This window comes from Paenibacillus sp. FSL F4-0100, assembly GCF_037993005.1.
Classification (GTDB): Bacteria; Bacillota; Bacilli; order Paenibacillales; family Paenibacillaceae; genus Paenibacillus_AQ.
The window spans coordinates 6,440,677-6,457,181 of record NZ_CP150303.1; the positions used below are offsets into that span (position 1 = coordinate 6,440,677).

Here is a 16,505-nt window from a genome sequence, read left to right on the forward strand (position 1 = left end):
AAACACACCTTATCCGGTTTCCAACGATATGGGACCCGTACAAGGTGTGTTTTTCGTGTTTATTAACCGATTAGACGGAGCTAAAGAGCCCCTACAATAAGCTATTCGCCTTCTTTCAGCCGGTCTACGTTCACAGTCAGTGTATTGGTCGGACGGGAACCAACCTGAACGGTGGCCATCCCGTTCTGCTGATCCACATGCTCGATCCACACGGACTCCCCTCCCAGGTTGACCTTGTAAGTATCCTTGGAGTTGAAAATCTCCACGGCTCTCTGTATCTCCATACGTTTAGTCCTCCTTCTCCATATTTCTTGGCGATTCGTCCACGACGTCCATCGTATCGGTTGTGGAAGGGCCGATCAGCCCGTTATCCAGGGTGACATTGCCTCCGCCAAGGCCTTCGTTGATCATCCGGTCAATATCGAACATTGTAGATTCCCGAGAGATCTCGCTCTCCTCCGAGGTCAGGCTGTTCCAATCCACCGTTTCATCGTTCACCGGTTCTGCAGCGGAATGATCCGAGGCTCTGTCCTTCTGTATCTCTTCCGACGTTTCGGTTTCTCTAGGCTCCATCATGATGAAAATTACCTCCTTATACAGGCAGAGTTCATCGTCAATATGCCACAAACGGGTTCTAATTATGCAATCCTGAGCTATAACTCATACTAGAGTCTTTTTTTGGGCACACTAATAGAGGTAGTACAAAAAGTCCGCTTTTGATCACGAAGCAAATCAGGAAGCAGCTCGGCATCGAATCTTGAATTCAGCCGGGCCTTCCGGTGCTCACGTACCCAAAACGTACGCTCCGCTCCTCAGTCCCTAGCTTCATCCAACCTTCTTGGTGCTGAAAACCGACCTTTTTGAACACGCACTGATAGAGGTAGTACAAAAATTTATAGCAGTCGTTTATTGCGTTTACTACACGGTCATACCCAAACATATTAAAATTTGATAGGAGGTTTCATAGAATGCATACGGTATGGAAGGGCGCGATCAGCTTTGGTCTGGTGCACGTGCCCGTCAAGATGTTCTCGGCTACGGAAGATAAGGATATTTCGATGCGCTACATTCACAAAGAGTGCGGCAGCCCGCTCTCTTACATCCGCAAATGTCCGGTATGTGAAGAGGAAGTGGCCTGGGAGGAAATTACGAAGGGGTACGAATATGAGAAGGGGAAATTCGTGCTGTTCGAAAAAGAGGAGCTGGAGCAGCTCGTGGAACAGAACAGCAAAAACATTACCATTCTGGACTTTGTGGATCTGACCGAAATTGACCCGATTTATTTTCAAAAGACGTACTATCTCTCGCCGGATCAAGCAGGTGCAAACGCATACCGGCTCCTGCTGGAAGCGATGAAGCAGTCAGGCAAAATCGGCATCGCCAAAATCGCTATTCGCTCGAAGAGCAGTCTGGCCGCAATCCGGGTGCTCGATGAATGCTTGTCGATCGAGACGATTTTCTACCCGGATGAGATCCGGCCGATCTCCCAGGTCCCGAATTTGCCTGAAAGAACCGAGGTCAACTCCAAGGAACTTGATATGGCCAAACTGCTGATTGACCAGCTGTCAACTCCCTTTGACCCTGAGAAATATACGGATGATTATCGCGAACGTCTGCTGGATCTGATCAACAGCAAAGTGTCCGGTGAAGAGATCAAGATTGCCCCTGCTCGTCAGGAGACCAACGTTGTCGATCTGATGGCTGCCCTCCAGGCAAGCATCGAAGCCGTAAAGCCAATCGGAACGGATCCAGGCACCAAACCGAAGCCGCGTAAACCAACCCGGAAGACAGCTGCCAAAGAACCGGCTGCCAAGGTCAGCGGCGGGGAAGGCGAGCTTGACGCACCGAAGCCGAAGCGCCGAACAACCAAATCCAAGAAATCCGACTCCACATCCTGATCCGTATGGGACAAATGCAGAATCTGCTGCCCAAAGAGCCGATGGCACCGATCTCGACGGATCAAATCACGACAGGCGAGGATTGGGGTTATCAGCTGAAATGGGACGGCGTGCGCATTCTGGCCGGACTTGACCAGAACCGCGTATCGTTATATTCCCGCAAGCTGCTCGATAAAACGTCTCTGTATCCCGAAGTCGTTCAGGCATTATCCGGCCTGCAGGATCGGCGTCTTCTTTTGGATGGCGAGGTTGTCTATTTTCATCCGGAGCTGGGTCGTCCCGTGTTTCAGAAGGTTCTTCAGCGGGAGCGTTCGCGTGCGATCAGCACGAACGCTCCTCTGTTTACTTATGTTCTCTTCGACATTCTGGTGGACGGCGACCAAGACTTGCGTAAGCTGCCCTATCTTGAACGTCACCACCGCCTGAAGGAGATCGTTTCCGACACACCGGGCCTGCTGACCGCGGATCTGTTTCTTGAAGGCGAGCATTTATGGAGTTGGGCCGAAGAACGGGGATGGGAGGGCATTGTGATGAAGCGCCTCTCCTCTCCTTATCGTGAAGGCAAGAAACATCGGGATTGGTACAAGAAAAAGATCGCCGTGAACATGACAGCCTCCGCCGTCGCCATGATTATCAGGGAAGGCCGTGTCGCCAGCCTCGTCATTGCCGATGACGACGGTAACTACATTGGCCGGGCTTCCCTGGGGCTTAATGAGCAGACGAAGAAGCGGCTGCTGCAATATGCCGAAAGCCATCGTGCTGATGCGATATGGAGTACGCTCCATACCGACCTGAAGAAAGAACAGCTGGCCTGGCTTAGCCAGCCGCTTTCCGTTCAGGTCACATTTCTTGAATGGAGTCAGGATGGCATGATGCGCCATCCCAAACTCGTATCGATTGAGGGGGTGTAAACCATATGGCTCGTACCGTCAAAGGGACCCTAATGATCGAGGGACAGGAGATTCAAATTACGAATCCCGACAAACCACTATGGCCGGAAGTCGGCATTACTAAAGCGATGTATCTGCAAAAGCTTGCAGCCATCTCCCCGTTCCTGCTCCGGTACTGCCGGGGCAGACTGCTCACGACCATCCGGTATCCGCACGGGGCCGAGGGCGAATCCTTCTATCAGAAAAATGCGCCGGAGCCGCTGCCGCCTTTTGTGCAGACCTATGTGCACGAAAATATTAACTACGTGCTGCTCAACGGACTGCCGGAGCTGCTCTGGCTGGGGAACCTGGCAGCGCTTGAGTTTCACCCTTCACTACACCTTGCAGGCAGCAATCTGCCCTGCGAATGGATGATTGATCTGGATCCAACGCTGCCGGAGGAGCCGCGGATCATGGAGGCGACTGCGATTGTAGGGGACGTCCTGAGCTCCTTGGGCCTGTCCTCCGTCCCGAAAACCTCAGGAGCAACCGGGGTGCAGATCATCGTGCCGATTCCGGAAGGCATTACGTTCGATGAACTTCGCACTGTCGGCCAATTCGTGGGGCAGTATGTAACCGAGAAGTTCCCCAAGCTGTTCACCATCGAACGACTTAAGAAGAATCGCGGCGATAAAATCTATTTCGATTATCTTCAACACTACAGCGGAAGGACGCTCGCCGCTCCGTATACCCCACGGGCCCGACGGCTGGGGACCGTCTCCACGCCGCTCACTTGGGATGAGGTCCGTCAGGATGTTTCTCCCACGGATTTTCATCTGCTGAACATTGAAGAACGGCTAAGAGAGAAGGGCGACCTGCTTCAGACCTTGCCTCCGCAACCGATCGAGAACGTCATCCGACATCTGAAGCCCCAAGGTAAGGGAGCCTCAAAAAGGAAAGGATAGCTGTTCAATATCCGGCATTAGCTCCTCCCCGGAGACCGGCGCTGCCGGTTGTGGCAGCTTCCTTGGCTGTGCAGGAGCAACCAAGTCCCCCACTGAAAGAAGGTGATCGCGAGCGCCTTCCACCTGCGTCCCGTTCTGTTGAGAAGTCACGCTTTCGATCACCCCAGCCTTGCTCACGGCAGCAGCCGATGCCTCCGAGGTCAGTCCATTCAGCTCATATTCATTCAGCAGCCTGGCTGCCATCGATTTGAAGGAATGTACGTAATGCTCTTCGGCATATGCGCCCTGTCCATATAACTCGCGGTAAGGCTGAACCACTTTGGGAAACTGGTGTTTAAGTGTTTCGATATACCATTTCTTCACGTCGCGCGAGAGTCTCAGTAACGAGATCATGGCAAAGGAAACGCCCCTTACCTTCGCCTGCGACAGGAGATCCTTCAGTTCCGACTCATTATCCGTCAAAAAGGGCAGCACAGGCGCCACAAACAAGCCCGTTCTTATGCCTGCGGCCGATAATCGGTGAATCGTATCGAGCCTGCCCTCCGGATGAGGCGATGCCGGCTCCAGCTTCCGGATGATGTCCCCATTCAGCGTGTTGAGACTTATGTTAACGGACACATTCTCCATTCGGGTCAATATGTCCATATCTCTGAGCACGAGCGGAGAGCGCGTTGTAATGCTTGTGGAGATGCGGTATTTAGCAAGCAGCTTCAAACACTCCCGCGTAATGCCCTCCTTGCTCTCGATTGGCTGGTACGGATCGGTTGCCGTACCGATCGTAACCTGTCCAATAAATCTGCGCATCGCTTCAATATCATGATCAAACTTCCTCGCTGCACTCGATAACTGCTTCTCCAGCGCTTCGGCTGCATTCGACTTCATAAAGATATGATGCTGAAACTCATCCTCCGCCCCCATGCCGATAAAGGATTGGAACGCACGGGCATAACAAAAGCTGCAGCCATGCCCGCATCCGCGGTACGGATTGATGGACCAATCGAAGGGCATCCTCTCTTCCTTCACTCTGTTTAAAGTCTGTTTGGTAGTTATCCGTTCATATAACGTACGAGCCACTCCGCTTCCTCCCCTCTGATCCTTTACTGCTGTATGTTGAACTATTTCATATCTTAACAAACATATGTTCTTATTATAAGTGGATTTTACTGGATTTACAAATAAACCTCCAGCAACCCCTTATACGAAAAGGTTGAACCCGGTCCAATTGCTATTTATAATTAATATATATCATGTGATATGTATCGACTGTTTCACATATAAATAATCTAAGGAGTGGCAGACAGCAATGGCACCAAAAACGAAGTTCACCAAACAAGATATCGTGCTAGCCGCATTTGACATTGCTCAGACGGATGGAATCGAGTCCATTACGATTCGAAAAGTAGCCGAACGACTGGGCAGCTCCATCGCGCCAATCTATGTCAATTTCAACGATGCTGAAGAATTGGTTCAACAGGTCGTCGAAAAGGCCTTTCAGGTGGCCAGAGGATTGATTGCAAAGCAGCAATCCGGTCAGCCGTTCCGGGATATCGGCATGGCAAGTCTGCGATTCGCGAAGGAATACCCTGTACTCTACCGGGATTTGATCATGAAGAACAATCCCCATATGAAGAATACCCCGGAACAAATTCGTGAGGTTATCGGGTTAATGAAGTTGGACCCGGAGCTTGCGGGATTTTCTGATCAGGAGCTGCAATCGATTTTATTGAAAATGCAAACCTTTCAGACAGGTCTCTGTGTCATGCTAGCCAATGATTTGTTCACCGAGAGCGTGGATGACGACAGGATGATCCATATGATGGACGAAGCCGCTGAGGATTTCATTCGTGCCGCTCGTTTGCGGAAACAGCAAGAGACATGAATCTGCATAAGGTATCGATAAATTAGGATCCATGGGAGGTATATGGAGAATGGGAAGAGCCCTGGAGCAGTCGCTTCTGGATAAATGGTTGGCTCAGATCGCCAATAAAAGAAATGTGTTTAGCACGGTTTTGTGCGTCGAGGACCAGAAGCAATCACTCTCCCTTGTCAGCAGCGGCGGGGAGATGCAGACTGAGGACCGCTATTTCATTGCCAGCGTGACTAAATTGTATGTGACAGCCGTAATCTTGCAGTTACGAGCAGAGCAGCGGCTTCAACTCGATGATCCCATCAGCGAGTACCTTTCAAAAGAGATCATCGCGGGACTCCATATGATGGAGAACAGGGATTACACCGAAGAAATCACCGTCAAACAGTTAATGTCCAATACGTCAGGCATCCCGGACTATTTTTCCGGAGACGTCTTCTCGGAGCTCATCGCCGGGCATGATCAGGCTTGGAGTCTGGACAAAACATTGAGTGCAGCGAGACGGCGAAAGCCTAAATTCATACCGGGACAGCAGAAAAAAGCCCAATATTCCGACACCAACTATCGGCTGCTTGGGCTGATCATCGAGAATATCAAGGGTGACTCCATTCAGAGCGTATTCAAGGAATACATCTTCGACAAGTTGAATCTGACACAGACGTATTTCTATCATAACCCGGAGGATACGACTCCCGTTCCATTCTATTATAAGAAGAAGCGTTTGGACCTTCCGCAGTACATGGCGTCAATCGGAGCGGAAGGCGGCATCGTCTCAACGGCAAGGGAAACGATGATTTTCCTGCGGGCCTTTTTTAATGGGGAGTTGTTTCCGATAGGTGATTTGGAGGAACTCCAAAGGGAATGGAATTTTCTCTGGGCACCTGGTCCCTTCTTCTATGGCACCGGCATTTCAAGACAGCCGCTTTCTCCATTTGGCTTGAGACGAGGACTCATCGGTCACTGGGGTCAATCCGGCGCCTTTGCCTTCCATCACCCTGAATCAGGACTTTATTTCACCGGAACCGTTAACCAGGCTGTCGGTCAATCTGCGGCTGTGCAGGCGATGGCAAGAATCATTCGTCAATATGGACGGGAAAAAAAGGCACTTCGCTTACACGCAGATGTCCCTTAAACAAAAAAATGTTCCACCCGTGTTAACTCTCAACATGGGTGGAACATCGGAATATTGGTGCATTAATGAATGGCCTTCTTCTTAAAGCGGCCGCCCTTCACATCATGGATATTCCCGATGGCAACAAAAGCCTGGGAATCCCAATCTTCTACGATGGATTTGAGCTTCGCTTCTTCCAGACGAGTAATGACAACAAAGATAACTTTCTTGCTGTCGCCGGAATAAGCGCCCTCTCCCTCCAGATAGGTTACACCGCGCCCAAGACGTTGGGTCAGCGCATCACCGATCTCCTTATGCTTATCACTGATAATCCAAACCGATTTGGATTGATCAATGCCTTCAATTGTAATATCAATCAGTTTAAACGCCAGGTAATAAGCAATCAGCGAGTACATGGCATGATCCCAACCGAAAATAAATCCTGCGCTGCCAAGAATAAATACGTTAATGAACATCACGATTTCACCGACAGAAAACGGCGTCTTTTTGTTGATCAGAATAGCCACGATTTCCGTTCCGTCCAAGGAGCCGCCGGACCGGATAACAAGACCAACCCCGATTCCGAGTAGAACGCCGCCGAACACGGCCGCAAGCAGCGGATCAATGGTGATCGGATCCACGGGATGTAGAAAATAAGTTCCAATGGACATGATCACGACGGCGAACAGCGTGGATAATGCAAAGGTTTTCCCGATTTGTTTATATCCCATAAATAAAAATGGAAGGTTGAACAAGGTCAGGAATACACCTAGTGGAACATTGGTGATATGGGAAACCATAATGGATACACCGGTAATGCCTCCGTCAATAATTCTGTTGGGTACCAGAAAGATCTCCAGCCCTACTGCCATCAATACCGCACCGAAAGTTAAGAACACCAGACGACGGAGAAGCTTCAAGGTGGTTGAGCCTGCCTTGGGATTCTCCGGCTTCTGCTGCTCCGCTTTCACTTGCGCAAGAATCTTCACATCACTTGACATAAATCTCCCCCGTTCAACTTATGAAAAATAAGCTAATTTATATTTATAAGTGAAACCCTTATAAATATTCTATCATATAATAAATGCTGGACATAGAACTTTCAGGTTTCTTCCTGAATTTCACTTGCCCTTTCAACACTCTTACATCTGATGTAAGATGTTACACTTATAGTAAGGGTGACAGCATCCTGCATAAAATTTCGGCTGATTTCTGCCATCTTCCGCGCTGACGAAACCTCTCCGCATCAATCTGCCTGCTCTGTTTGAGATCCTCCTTAAAATCCGCAACCAACTGCTCTATCGGCAGTTGATCAAACAGTACGGCTGTCAGCTCAAAATTACAGAAGAAACTCCGCATATCCATATTCGCCGTACCGACCGAACCGAGAAGTTCGTCCACAATGAGCACCTTGGCATGGATGAATCCTTTTTCATACTCGTAGAAGGTAACTCCAGCTGCCAGTAACTCTTCTACGTAGGACAAGCTTGCCATCTTCACAAAACGGGAATCGGCACGATCCGGAATAATGATCCGTACATCCACACCGCTCACCGCTGCCGTCTTCAGCGCCTCATATATCCCTTCATCGGGAATGAAATACGGCGTTGTGATCCATATCCGTTCCTTGGCTACGGAAATCGCCCCGAAGCACATCTCCTGAATGGCATTCCAGCTCAGATCCGGTCCGCTGCTCAAAATTTGTATTTGCTCATCCCCGGTGCATTGATGCTCCGGGAACAGCCCGAAATCCGCAATACGCTCCCCGGAAGCAAGCTTCCAGTCGTGCAGAAACACATTTTGCAGGAAATAGACTGCATCCCCCTTTACTTCCAGATGCGTATCGCGCCAGTAGCCCATTTTCGGATATTCGCCCAGATAGTCGTCCCCGACGTTAATCCCGCCAAGAAAACCGATCGTGCCATCCACTACAACGATTTTACGGTGATTCCGGTAATTGATTCTGCGGCTGAACATCGAAACCATGGCGGGCAGGAAGAAATAGAACTCCACTCCCGATTCCTTAAACCGCTGAATGAACGTTTTCTTGAGTTTGTAACTGCCAAGCCCGTCACAAACCAGACGTACCTTGACGCCTTCCTGGGCCTTTCGAATCATGACATCCTGAAACTTCGTGCCGATCCGGTCATGACGAAAGATATAGAACTCCACATGAATATGATCTTTGGCCTGCTCCATCGCGCTCAGCATGGCAGCGTAAGTCTCTTTCCCATCCGTCAACACTCGGCTCTGATTACACCCTGTAATCGGACTCTCCGACAAGTGATTAAGCAGATTGAATAAACGATCATTGTGATGAAATCCGGCATTGTTCATATCTTCCTTGTGCCGAACAACGGCGGCCCGATCCCACAGATGCCCCCTGAGTTCCTGAAACAGTCTGGAGCCCCGCTTGCGAATCTTCAACCGCTTCTGATAGTCCCTCGCCACAAAGAAATAGAGTACAAACCCGATCAATGGGAGGCAAAATAAAATAAACAGCCAGGCCACGGCCTTGGACGGATTCCGAAACTCCAGCAACAGCACTGCAACCATCTGCAAAATAAAAGTAATAAGTGCAACCAGAAGCCATACCATATCGACAGCCTCCTCAGCATGAATAATAGTCGTATTTAGAACCGAATAACTACACTACATCATTGACCAATTCCATATGTATTTATTCAATTACCCAATGACGCACCATACTGAATAAGTTCTCTTATCTAATAATTTTTGACATGTTCTTCGAGAGAATAGAATACATACTAGATAAGGAGCTGGCCGAGTCTAGCGGGTACCATGATTCATAAATGATGTATGGAAGGGAGATGCCATGAAAACCACACACCGTAAACAACGCTTAACCCTGCTGGTGCTTCGGGATGCCCAGCATTCAGTCAAACAGATCCATCTGTCCAAGCCTCTAATGATAGCGGTGCCCGCGGCCGCTATTTTGTCCATCGCCGGACTGATCGTTTCCCTGCAGATCCAGTCGGCCCAAACGATCTCAGGGCTGGAACAGCAACTGATGCTCAGAAGCCTTGAGGCCTTAAAGATGGAAGTGACGGTCACCGACAAGGAGGAAGCCATAGAACGCTTAAACAAAGCCATCATTCAGCTGTCGGGTGAAGCAGAGCAAACGAAGGTCCAGATGGAGCGCGTTCAGCAGCTGGAGCAGGAGCTTCAGCAGTTTATTCAGAAGCACGGCAGCTTGTCAGGACAGACCTCCTCCATCACAGCTGAGGATAAGCAGCATGTCGGAGGGGAATTCATTGCCGTTCATGAGAATGAAATGTTAAGTCTCGCAAGGGAGACCCATGATGATTTTGAGGAGATTCAGCAGTTGATTTCTAGCATGGAGCAACATATTCCGCGTACGCTGGATCAAGCCCAGGAAACCCAAGAGAAACGTGAAGGCACACCCTCTCTATGGCCGACCACATCTAAACGGCTGACATCGAATTTCGGTTATCGGGGCGACCCTTTTACCGGGCGTTCGGCCTATCATGCCGGCATCGATATTGCCGGTAAAACCGGTGATCCGATCTATGCCGCCGGTGCCGGTGAGGTAACGGCAGCGGAACGCAGCGGAGCCCGGGGGCTTTATATCGTGGTCAAACATCCGAATGGTCTGGAGACCTGGTACATGCATCTGGACAGTCTTGCCGTATCGGTAGGCGATCACGTCGATCAAGGTGAAACCATTGGCAAGCTGGGATCCTCCGGGCGAAGCACAGGCCCCCATCTTCATTTTCAGGTCGTCAAAAACAACCAGACGATTGACCCAATGCCTTATCTGCAGTAACATCATCCATTCATGATGAGGAGGAATGTAATATGAAAAAGAAAAACAAGAACAAGCGGGCTGCCCAGCGAACAGATACGCTGATTGGACCAGGTAGTGAAGTTGAGGGCGTGCTGCAATGCGAGGATAATCTGCGGATTGACGGGCGCTTTAACGGCTCCATCGAAAGCCAAGGCTGTGTAACTATCGGCGAAGAAGCGATTGCCCGCTCCAATATCTCCGCTCGGGAAGTTATCGTGGCCGGCAAGGTGTATGGCGATGTGACGGCGGAAAACAAACTGACCATCACACCTACGGGACAGATGTACGGGGATGTTCATGCCGCTTCCCTGATCGTTATGGAAGGCGGACTCCTCAATGGAGCAAGCCGAATGGAGCATCAAACCTCGACTCAAGAAGCTGCGGAGTCAACGGACACCACACTGCCACTTCAGCGCTCGGAAGCAGGTTAACCTGGCGTATGGACGACCACCCGAACCCGGCAGTTTTATATCGATCGGCCCGGTCTTTCAGCCGACATAATCAAAGAGCCCCTTCCCATCCATGTGATTCACAGGGGTAGAAGGAGCTCTTTTCTTAACCATAAATTAAGCTGCAACGTCTCTCTTCGTAAAGGCCAACCAAGAGATAAGCATGAACAACAAGCAATAAACAACCAGAATCGTGATGGAGAAACCCATCCCCACTCCTCCCGGTCCGACAGGCGATTGGATATAGCCGCTTAGGTCGATGTGGAGAAAGAGTAAATACTTCGCCCATTCAAACCGCTCCGGATTAAAGATAAAACCGAAAATATCCTTGGTGAACAAGAGCATCAGCGATAATCCAATCGCCAGACCGCCAGAACGAAACACCGTAGAGAGCATAAACGCAATTAACGAGATGACCAGCGCCTGGATCGTATCGGTCAACAGGAGAAGCAGCGAGTTGTTCATCGATGATCCCGCGAATCCGTCCGATAATCCGGTGTTGCCGGAAAACAACAGCAGCGACATAGCGATCCCTGCCACGGCCGTAATTCCCGTACAGAGCAGACCGAATAGAATCAGGGATGTGAATTTGGACAACAGAATCTTCCCTCGGCTCCACGGCCGGATCAGCAGCAATTTGATGGTGCCTCCGGCAAACTCCCCGGCCACGATATCCGCAGCGATAATTACCGTAAATATCGTACTTAGGTAGATGGTGAAACTCTCCGTCCATGTAAATACGGTCCAGACATCCATCGGGGCATTCGTATAGTACAGCATGATAGGCATGGCCGCATTAAACAAGAGGAGAATCGCCAGCATGACCCATGTCCTTACGCGATAGTAAATTTTCATATTCTCATTGGCAACAAGACGGGTAAAGTTATTCAACAACGGATCCCCCTCCCGTCATTTCCAAAAATTGATCCTCTAGCGAACGGGTCACCGGCTGAATGGCATATACGCGTATGCCTGCCCCAACCAATGCCGCGTTGATATCCGCAATCATATTCTCGTCGCCGCGAACAATGATTCGGTGATCGCGGGCTGACGCTTGATATTCCTGGAGCAGCGCTGCCGCTGCATCCGCATCATTGACGGTAAATGCGGTCTCTTCAAACACCCGCTCTCCCTCAGCCGTCCGCAGCTGACGGATATCAATCAGCTTACCGTGACGTATAATGCCAACGGTATCACACATCAGTTCCATTTCAGACAACAAATGACTGGAGACGAATACGGTCGTCCCTTCCTCCTGCGTCAATCTGCGCAAATAATCACGCAGCTCCCGAATGCCCTGCGGGTCCAAGCCATTCGTAGGCTCGTCCAGGATCAGAAGCTTCGGCCGGTGCAGCAGTGCCTGTGCCACGCCAAGCCGTTGGCGCATCCCCAGCGAATAGGTCTGCACTTTCTCATGAATCCGATTCCCGAGACCGACAAGTTCCACGACCTCATCGATACGTTCTTTGGTAATGCCCTGCATCATACGCGCAAAATGCTTCAGATTGTTATAACCAGACAAAAATTTATACATCTCAGGGTTCTCGACAATCGCCCCAATCTGAGCGGCTGCCTGTTCATAATTCTTCCGTATGCTGTAACCCCCGATGGTAATATCCCCTTGGGTAATGGACATCAGCCCGACCATCATGCGAATGGTCGTTGTCTTGCCTGCTCCGTTCGGCCCAAGAAATCCGAAAATTTGTCCAGGGGGGATATCTAAAGTCACATGATCTACCAAAACCTTGGACGAGATTTTCTTCGTAACCCCGAGTAGTCTTACCAGCGGTTCCTGCTTCATGTAATCTATTCTCCTTTGCCCTTGTATCATGTCAATCTCCACAATTATACAATACTAGGGCAAAGGACAAAATTGTTGAAATGCATGACCCCTACACTGCATAGGAATGGAGCCGTCTACTTGTAATGCACCAACAAAGCCGATTGACACTCCTTGCAGACTCCCGCCGGAACATTATGCTTATAGAAGCCGGTTTTATACAAGTTGTGGCATTGGGTGATGGGAAGCATCCGACAGCAACTGACGCAATACATCATCACTTCTTTCATCCCGTCATCTCCTCTTTCGGGATTGATGCATCTATTCTATGCACAGAATGATACATAATGTATCCACAATAAAAATTCTATATAAATTGTTACTCTTTGTCAAACGTAAATAAATCAAATCATGTTAAGACTATAGGACCTGAAATGTCCATTATATTAGAAGGTTAAAGATACATTTTTTTCTAAATTTTAAATAATTGCTACAATATGTATTGACGATAGACCGAAATTAAGATACATTTTGTATCATATTAGATGTTTTTATATGAATGTATGTTTGCTCTAAATTAATGGAACTTGTAGAGAGGTGAGTATGAATGTCATATGGATCTCGCATTGCAAAATTGCGGGAGCAAAAAGGTTGGACCCAAGAAGAGCTATCCGAGCGCATTGGAATCAGTCGGGCTTCTTTATCACATTATGAAAAGGATCGCCGAGAACCAAATCTGGAAACGCTAACAAGATTAGCGGACGTATTTCAAACCACGATTGACCAAATCATTGGAAGATAGTCTGTTCAATCCCCCTACTCAAAAAACAATCAAAATAACCTAAAACTTCGTTATTCTCCTTCACACACAAAACCCCCTCTACTCAAAAAGGGGGTTTTGTGTTACGAGTCATTCCATATACGCTCTTAAAGTAGACGTTATCTTGTCTCTTTCTTGATCACCGACGATATAATACCAAATTCCATTCATTTTTTGACCGTGGCCAGCAATTTCAACCTGCTCAACCTTTTTCAGTTTTTGACGGTACTCTGTTACAAACATCTTCATCTCTTCAAACGAAATATCCGTTTTGACACTGCTCCCAATGTTATCCAGAAGTGATTCCAGTTTAAAGACAGTCGAAATCCTTATTAACTTATTTAAGATCCCTTTCAGAACTTCCCGTTGTCTTGTATTTCTACCTAAGTCTCCCTTAGGATCTTCAAAGCGCATACGCGAGAATGCCAGTGCTTCATCACCGTTTAAGCTCAACTTCCCCTCATCAAAGTCATAGCCAGCATATGCGAACCCCATATTGTTATTTACGGTGACTCCACCCAATGAATCTACAATGCTGGAGAAGCCCTCCATGTCTACTTTAATGTAGTAATCGATAGGGTATTGCAAAAAATTCTCGACGCTGCTGACCGACATCTCAACGCCTCCAAAGGCATAGGCATGATTGATTTTATCCACCGTTCCATGTCCTACAATATCAGTCCTCGTATCACGTGGGATATTAAAAATCAGTACTGACCCCTTTGCAGGGTTTACTGCCATTAATATCATGACGTCGGATCGCCCACGATCGTAGGGCCTTTGGTCTACGCCCAAAACCAGAACAGTAAATGGATCAGCGTCCCTCATATTTTTATCGCCGACCTGAATTGTCGTCCGATCCTGTACGAAGGTTGGGACTACAGGCGAAGGCTCCCGTTCTTCGTAAATCCGATTAGCTGTCGATTTAATGGATTGATACGTATACAGAAGATACGCAGAAGGCAGCAGTATAAGAATAGCTAGAAGCCACAGGACCCATTTCCTTCTCATTTTCATCCAGTGATGCCCTCCATTGCATTGACCTTATCCTGTTCCGTTAAAGGTCAATGTTGAATCATTAAATACGTTGAATTCATAGTGAACAAGGGTCAGGGGATAAAGAACTCGCAGAAATATGTATCGAGGAGGTTTCATGATTACAATGAACTAGATATACAACTCCAATTCAAGATTGAATATAAATCTACATATGAAATCATATAAACATGTTCATTTATAGTAGGAGAAAAACAACGATATTCTAAACCCATCCCACATCATGCACAAGGATTTAAGGTAAAAGAACTAATGACCAAGCAACATAAATATAGTAGAATATCAATAAACCATGATAATGATTCATCGTGAATACCTGTTCGCTGCAGGCTATCCATGAATTACGTTTCAGTTATAGAGACTCATTTTATTCGACTCGCTGTGACCGAACATCATTCGGTTCAACATACCCACGATACGGGTCTTTTTATCGCCATCTGTATAGAATTCCGTATGATACAATTGGCGTCCATAAAAGAGTCCCCTTGATTCAATGTGGCCTGAAAGCAGAATATGATCCACATTATCATCAATTTCGTAACCCAATATAACATTAGAATGAATCGGTATTTCCCAAGGACATAGGAATACAAGACCACTTGGCAGCAACTCAAGCGGTGTAACGGAATGACTTTTCCCATGAATGGTTAATTCCCCGATCTGCATGACTCTAATCCTTACTGTAATTTGGTGTTGCCGTTCTCGTAACATTGGAGGTAACTCATCCGCTCCTTATTATAATTTTTTGGTATGGGACATTTCTGCACTGGATAAAATGATACTAACTGTACCCAAACCTTTACATTGCAGATACAATATGTATCTTATTAATGTTTATAATACGATACATATTGTATCTAGTCAATAAAAAGTAGTCTTTTTATGTATATAATAAACCGGCAATTTCAACTTATAGATCTATTCAATTAACTTCTATAGATACAAGCCATTCGAAAGGGGGATCAATGCGTGAACTACGGAGAACGAATATCTGAATTACGTGAACAGCATGGGTGGACTCAGGAAGAGCTCGCTACCTCTGTCGGTATTACACGTGCTGCACTATCCCATTATGAAAAAAATCGGCGCAAGCCCGATTTCGAAACATTGACCCGCCTGGCAGATCTGTTTGACGTATCCATAGATTATCTGATCGGGAGAACGACACAGGAAAAGACGGTGCTTGATGCGGAGGTTCGATCGTTTGTGGACGGACTTGAACTATCCGATGAGGATTTATTGGAACGCTTTAACCTTACAGTGGACGGCCGCAAGCTCACTGAAGATGAAGCCAAGCGATTTATTGCATTTGTTCGCATGGAACGGGCCATGAAATAACGGCTTTACGCCCAAGAACTACAAATCCCCGACGTGTAGGATACTACTATCACAACATGTCGGGGATTTTCTCGTCACCATGAGACCCTATCTAATCTTTTCGTAATTCCTCCATTTGCAGCCATTTATCAGGATGGATTCCCAATTGAGTCATGAGCTTATTGATGTCGATGTTCGTTTTCTGTTGGTCAAGCCGCTGCTCGGTGCTTCCGGAGCCTCTCTCCTTGTCCACACTCATTTCCACAACTACCTCGCTTATCTATAATTTCCTCTCCATCCCAGCTGCTCATACTTGTTGAAATTACATGTATACAGCAACAACCTATTAAACAACTTACTTACCAATATTATAACCAACGAATCCACATGATGCTGTCGTCTTATGGAGCCTTTGTCCTATGCTTCCGGTTCTAATTTTGTCGAATTTTCTTTTGAAATATTTTGTTGAAAATACAAATTTCTTAATAAGACTCATCGTAACTTATTTATATATGAAAAAAAACCACATTGCATTCATTAAAGA

The 16,505-nt window shown here is 47.7% G+C and carries 18 protein-coding genes and 1 pseudogene; 9 read left to right on the forward strand and 10 right to left on the reverse strand.

Features of this window, described 5'->3' with window-relative positions; all coding sequences use genetic code 11:
- Positions 1–101: 101 nt before the first annotated feature.
- Together MHH48_RS29255 and MHH48_RS29260 are read right to left on the reverse strand one after the other, a co-directional pair.
- Complete coding sequence (locus MHH48_RS29255; protein ID WP_076324721.1) at positions 102–284, reverse strand: H-type small acid-soluble spore protein; 183 nt, start codon at positions 282–284, stop codon at positions 102–104.
- Between the two features lie 4 nt (positions 285–288).
- Positions 289–576, reverse strand: a complete 288-nt coding sequence (locus MHH48_RS29260) for a hypothetical protein (protein WP_144023500.1) — start codon at positions 574–576, stop codon at positions 289–291.
- Positions 577–968: 392 nt separating this feature from the next.
- On the opposite strand from MHH48_RS29260, the gene MHH48_RS29265 reads away from it, so the two are divergent.
- From MHH48_RS29265 to ligD, 3 genes are read left to right on the forward strand one after another with little or no spacing between them, the layout of a single operon-like run.
- Entirely contained in the window at positions 969–1,898 is a 930-nt protein-coding gene (locus MHH48_RS29265) for a Ku protein (protein WP_076324722.1), read from the forward strand.
- A 14-nt stretch (positions 1,899–1,912) separates the two neighbouring features.
- The gene (locus MHH48_RS29270; protein ID WP_237566597.1) at positions 1,913–2,809 is read left to right on the forward strand and encodes a DNA ligase; all 897 of its coding nucleotides are present in this window, start codon (positions 1,913–1,915) and stop codon (positions 2,807–2,809) included.
- Between the two features lie 5 nt (positions 2,810–2,814).
- Positions 2,815–3,732: a non-homologous end-joining DNA ligase gene (ligD, locus tag MHH48_RS29275; protein WP_076324724.1), complete on the forward strand. Its 918-nt coding sequence runs from the start codon at positions 2,815–2,817 to the stop codon at positions 3,730–3,732.
- Here ligD and MHH48_RS29280 read toward each other — a convergent pair.
- The gene (locus tag MHH48_RS29280) at positions 3,715–4,806 is read right to left on the reverse strand and encodes a radical SAM protein (protein ID WP_076324725.1); all 1,092 of its coding nucleotides are present in this window, start codon (positions 4,804–4,806) and stop codon (positions 3,715–3,717) included. The two genes, ligD and MHH48_RS29280, sit on opposite strands and share 18 nt — an antisense overlap.
- 229 nt (positions 4,807–5,035) lie before the next feature.
- Here MHH48_RS29280 and MHH48_RS29285 point away from each other — a divergent pair, with 229 nt between their 5' ends.
- Together MHH48_RS29285 and MHH48_RS29290 are read left to right on the forward strand one after the other, a co-directional pair.
- The gene (locus tag MHH48_RS29285; RefSeq protein ID WP_076324726.1) at positions 5,036–5,611 is read left to right on the forward strand and encodes a TetR/AcrR family transcriptional regulator; all 576 of its coding nucleotides are present in this window, start codon (positions 5,036–5,038) and stop codon (positions 5,609–5,611) included.
- 49 nt (positions 5,612–5,660) lie between these two features.
- The gene (locus MHH48_RS29290) at positions 5,661–6,731 is read left to right on the forward strand and encodes a serine hydrolase domain-containing protein (RefSeq protein ID WP_076324727.1); all 1,071 of its coding nucleotides are present in this window, start codon (positions 5,661–5,663) and stop codon (positions 6,729–6,731) included.
- Between the two features lie 62 nt (positions 6,732–6,793).
- On the opposite strand, the gene MHH48_RS29295 is transcribed toward MHH48_RS29290, so the two are convergent.
- Entirely contained in the window at positions 6,794–7,711 is a 918-nt protein-coding gene (locus MHH48_RS29295) for a YitT family protein (protein WP_076324728.1), read from the reverse strand.
- A 166-nt stretch (positions 7,712–7,877) separates the two neighbouring features.
- A complete protein-coding gene (gene cls, locus MHH48_RS29300; RefSeq protein ID WP_076324729.1) occupies positions 7,878–9,308 on the reverse strand; it encodes a cardiolipin synthase in 1,431 nt (476 codons plus the stop codon).
- 238 nt (positions 9,309–9,546) lie between these two features.
- Between cls and MHH48_RS29305 the strand changes: the two genes are divergently transcribed.
- Together MHH48_RS29305 and MHH48_RS29310 are read left to right on the forward strand one after the other, a co-directional pair.
- On the forward strand, positions 9,547–10,518 hold the full coding sequence (locus MHH48_RS29305) for a M23 family metallopeptidase (RefSeq protein ID WP_076324730.1): 972 nt from the start codon (positions 9,547–9,549) through the stop codon (positions 10,516–10,518).
- A gap of 32 nt (positions 10,519–10,550) precedes the next feature.
- Complete coding sequence (locus tag MHH48_RS29310; RefSeq protein WP_076324731.1) at positions 10,551–10,970, forward strand: polymer-forming cytoskeletal protein; 420 nt, start codon at positions 10,551–10,553, stop codon at positions 10,968–10,970.
- A 135-nt stretch (positions 10,971–11,105) separates the two neighbouring features.
- Here the strand turns inward: MHH48_RS29310 and MHH48_RS29315 are convergent, their stop codons facing one another.
- Both MHH48_RS29315 and MHH48_RS29320 read right to left on the reverse strand, forming a co-directional pair.
- On the reverse strand, positions 11,106–11,879 hold the full coding sequence (locus MHH48_RS29315) for an ABC transporter permease (protein WP_256720732.1): 774 nt from the start codon (positions 11,877–11,879) through the stop codon (positions 11,106–11,108).
- Positions 11,872–12,789: an ABC transporter ATP-binding protein gene (locus MHH48_RS29320; RefSeq protein WP_076324733.1), complete on the reverse strand. Its 918-nt coding sequence runs from the start codon at positions 12,787–12,789 to the stop codon at positions 11,872–11,874. Before MHH48_RS29320 ends, MHH48_RS29315 begins: the two co-directional genes overlap by 8 nt.
- Positions 12,790–13,375: 586 nt before the next feature.
- Here MHH48_RS29320 and MHH48_RS29325 point away from each other — a divergent pair.
- Positions 13,376–13,567 (forward strand): annotated as a pseudogene (locus MHH48_RS29325) (helix-turn-helix transcriptional regulator); the annotation flags it as partial.
- A 111-nt stretch (positions 13,568–13,678) separates the two neighbouring features.
- Here the strand turns inward: MHH48_RS29325 and MHH48_RS29330 are convergent.
- Together MHH48_RS29330 and MHH48_RS29335 are read right to left on the reverse strand one after the other, a co-directional pair.
- Positions 13,679–14,605, reverse strand: coding sequence for an LCP family protein (locus MHH48_RS29330; RefSeq protein ID WP_076324734.1), 927 nt, complete (start codon positions 14,603–14,605; stop codon positions 13,679–13,681).
- 387 nt (positions 14,606–14,992) lie between these two features.
- On the reverse strand, positions 14,993–15,310 hold the full coding sequence (locus MHH48_RS29335; RefSeq protein ID WP_215157799.1) for a hypothetical protein: 318 nt from the start codon (positions 15,308–15,310) through the stop codon (positions 14,993–14,995).
- 303 nt (positions 15,311–15,613) lie between these two features.
- Between MHH48_RS29335 and MHH48_RS29340 the strand changes: the two genes are divergently transcribed.
- The gene (locus MHH48_RS29340) at positions 15,614–15,982 is read left to right on the forward strand and encodes a helix-turn-helix transcriptional regulator (RefSeq protein ID WP_076324736.1); all 369 of its coding nucleotides are present in this window, start codon (positions 15,614–15,616) and stop codon (positions 15,980–15,982) included.
- A gap of 91 nt (positions 15,983–16,073) precedes the next feature.
- On the opposite strand, the gene MHH48_RS29345 is transcribed toward MHH48_RS29340, so the two are convergent.
- On the reverse strand, positions 16,074–16,220 hold the full coding sequence (locus MHH48_RS29345; protein ID WP_179090689.1) for a hypothetical protein: 147 nt from the start codon (positions 16,218–16,220) through the stop codon (positions 16,074–16,076).
- Positions 16,221–16,505: the final 285 nt, after the last annotated feature.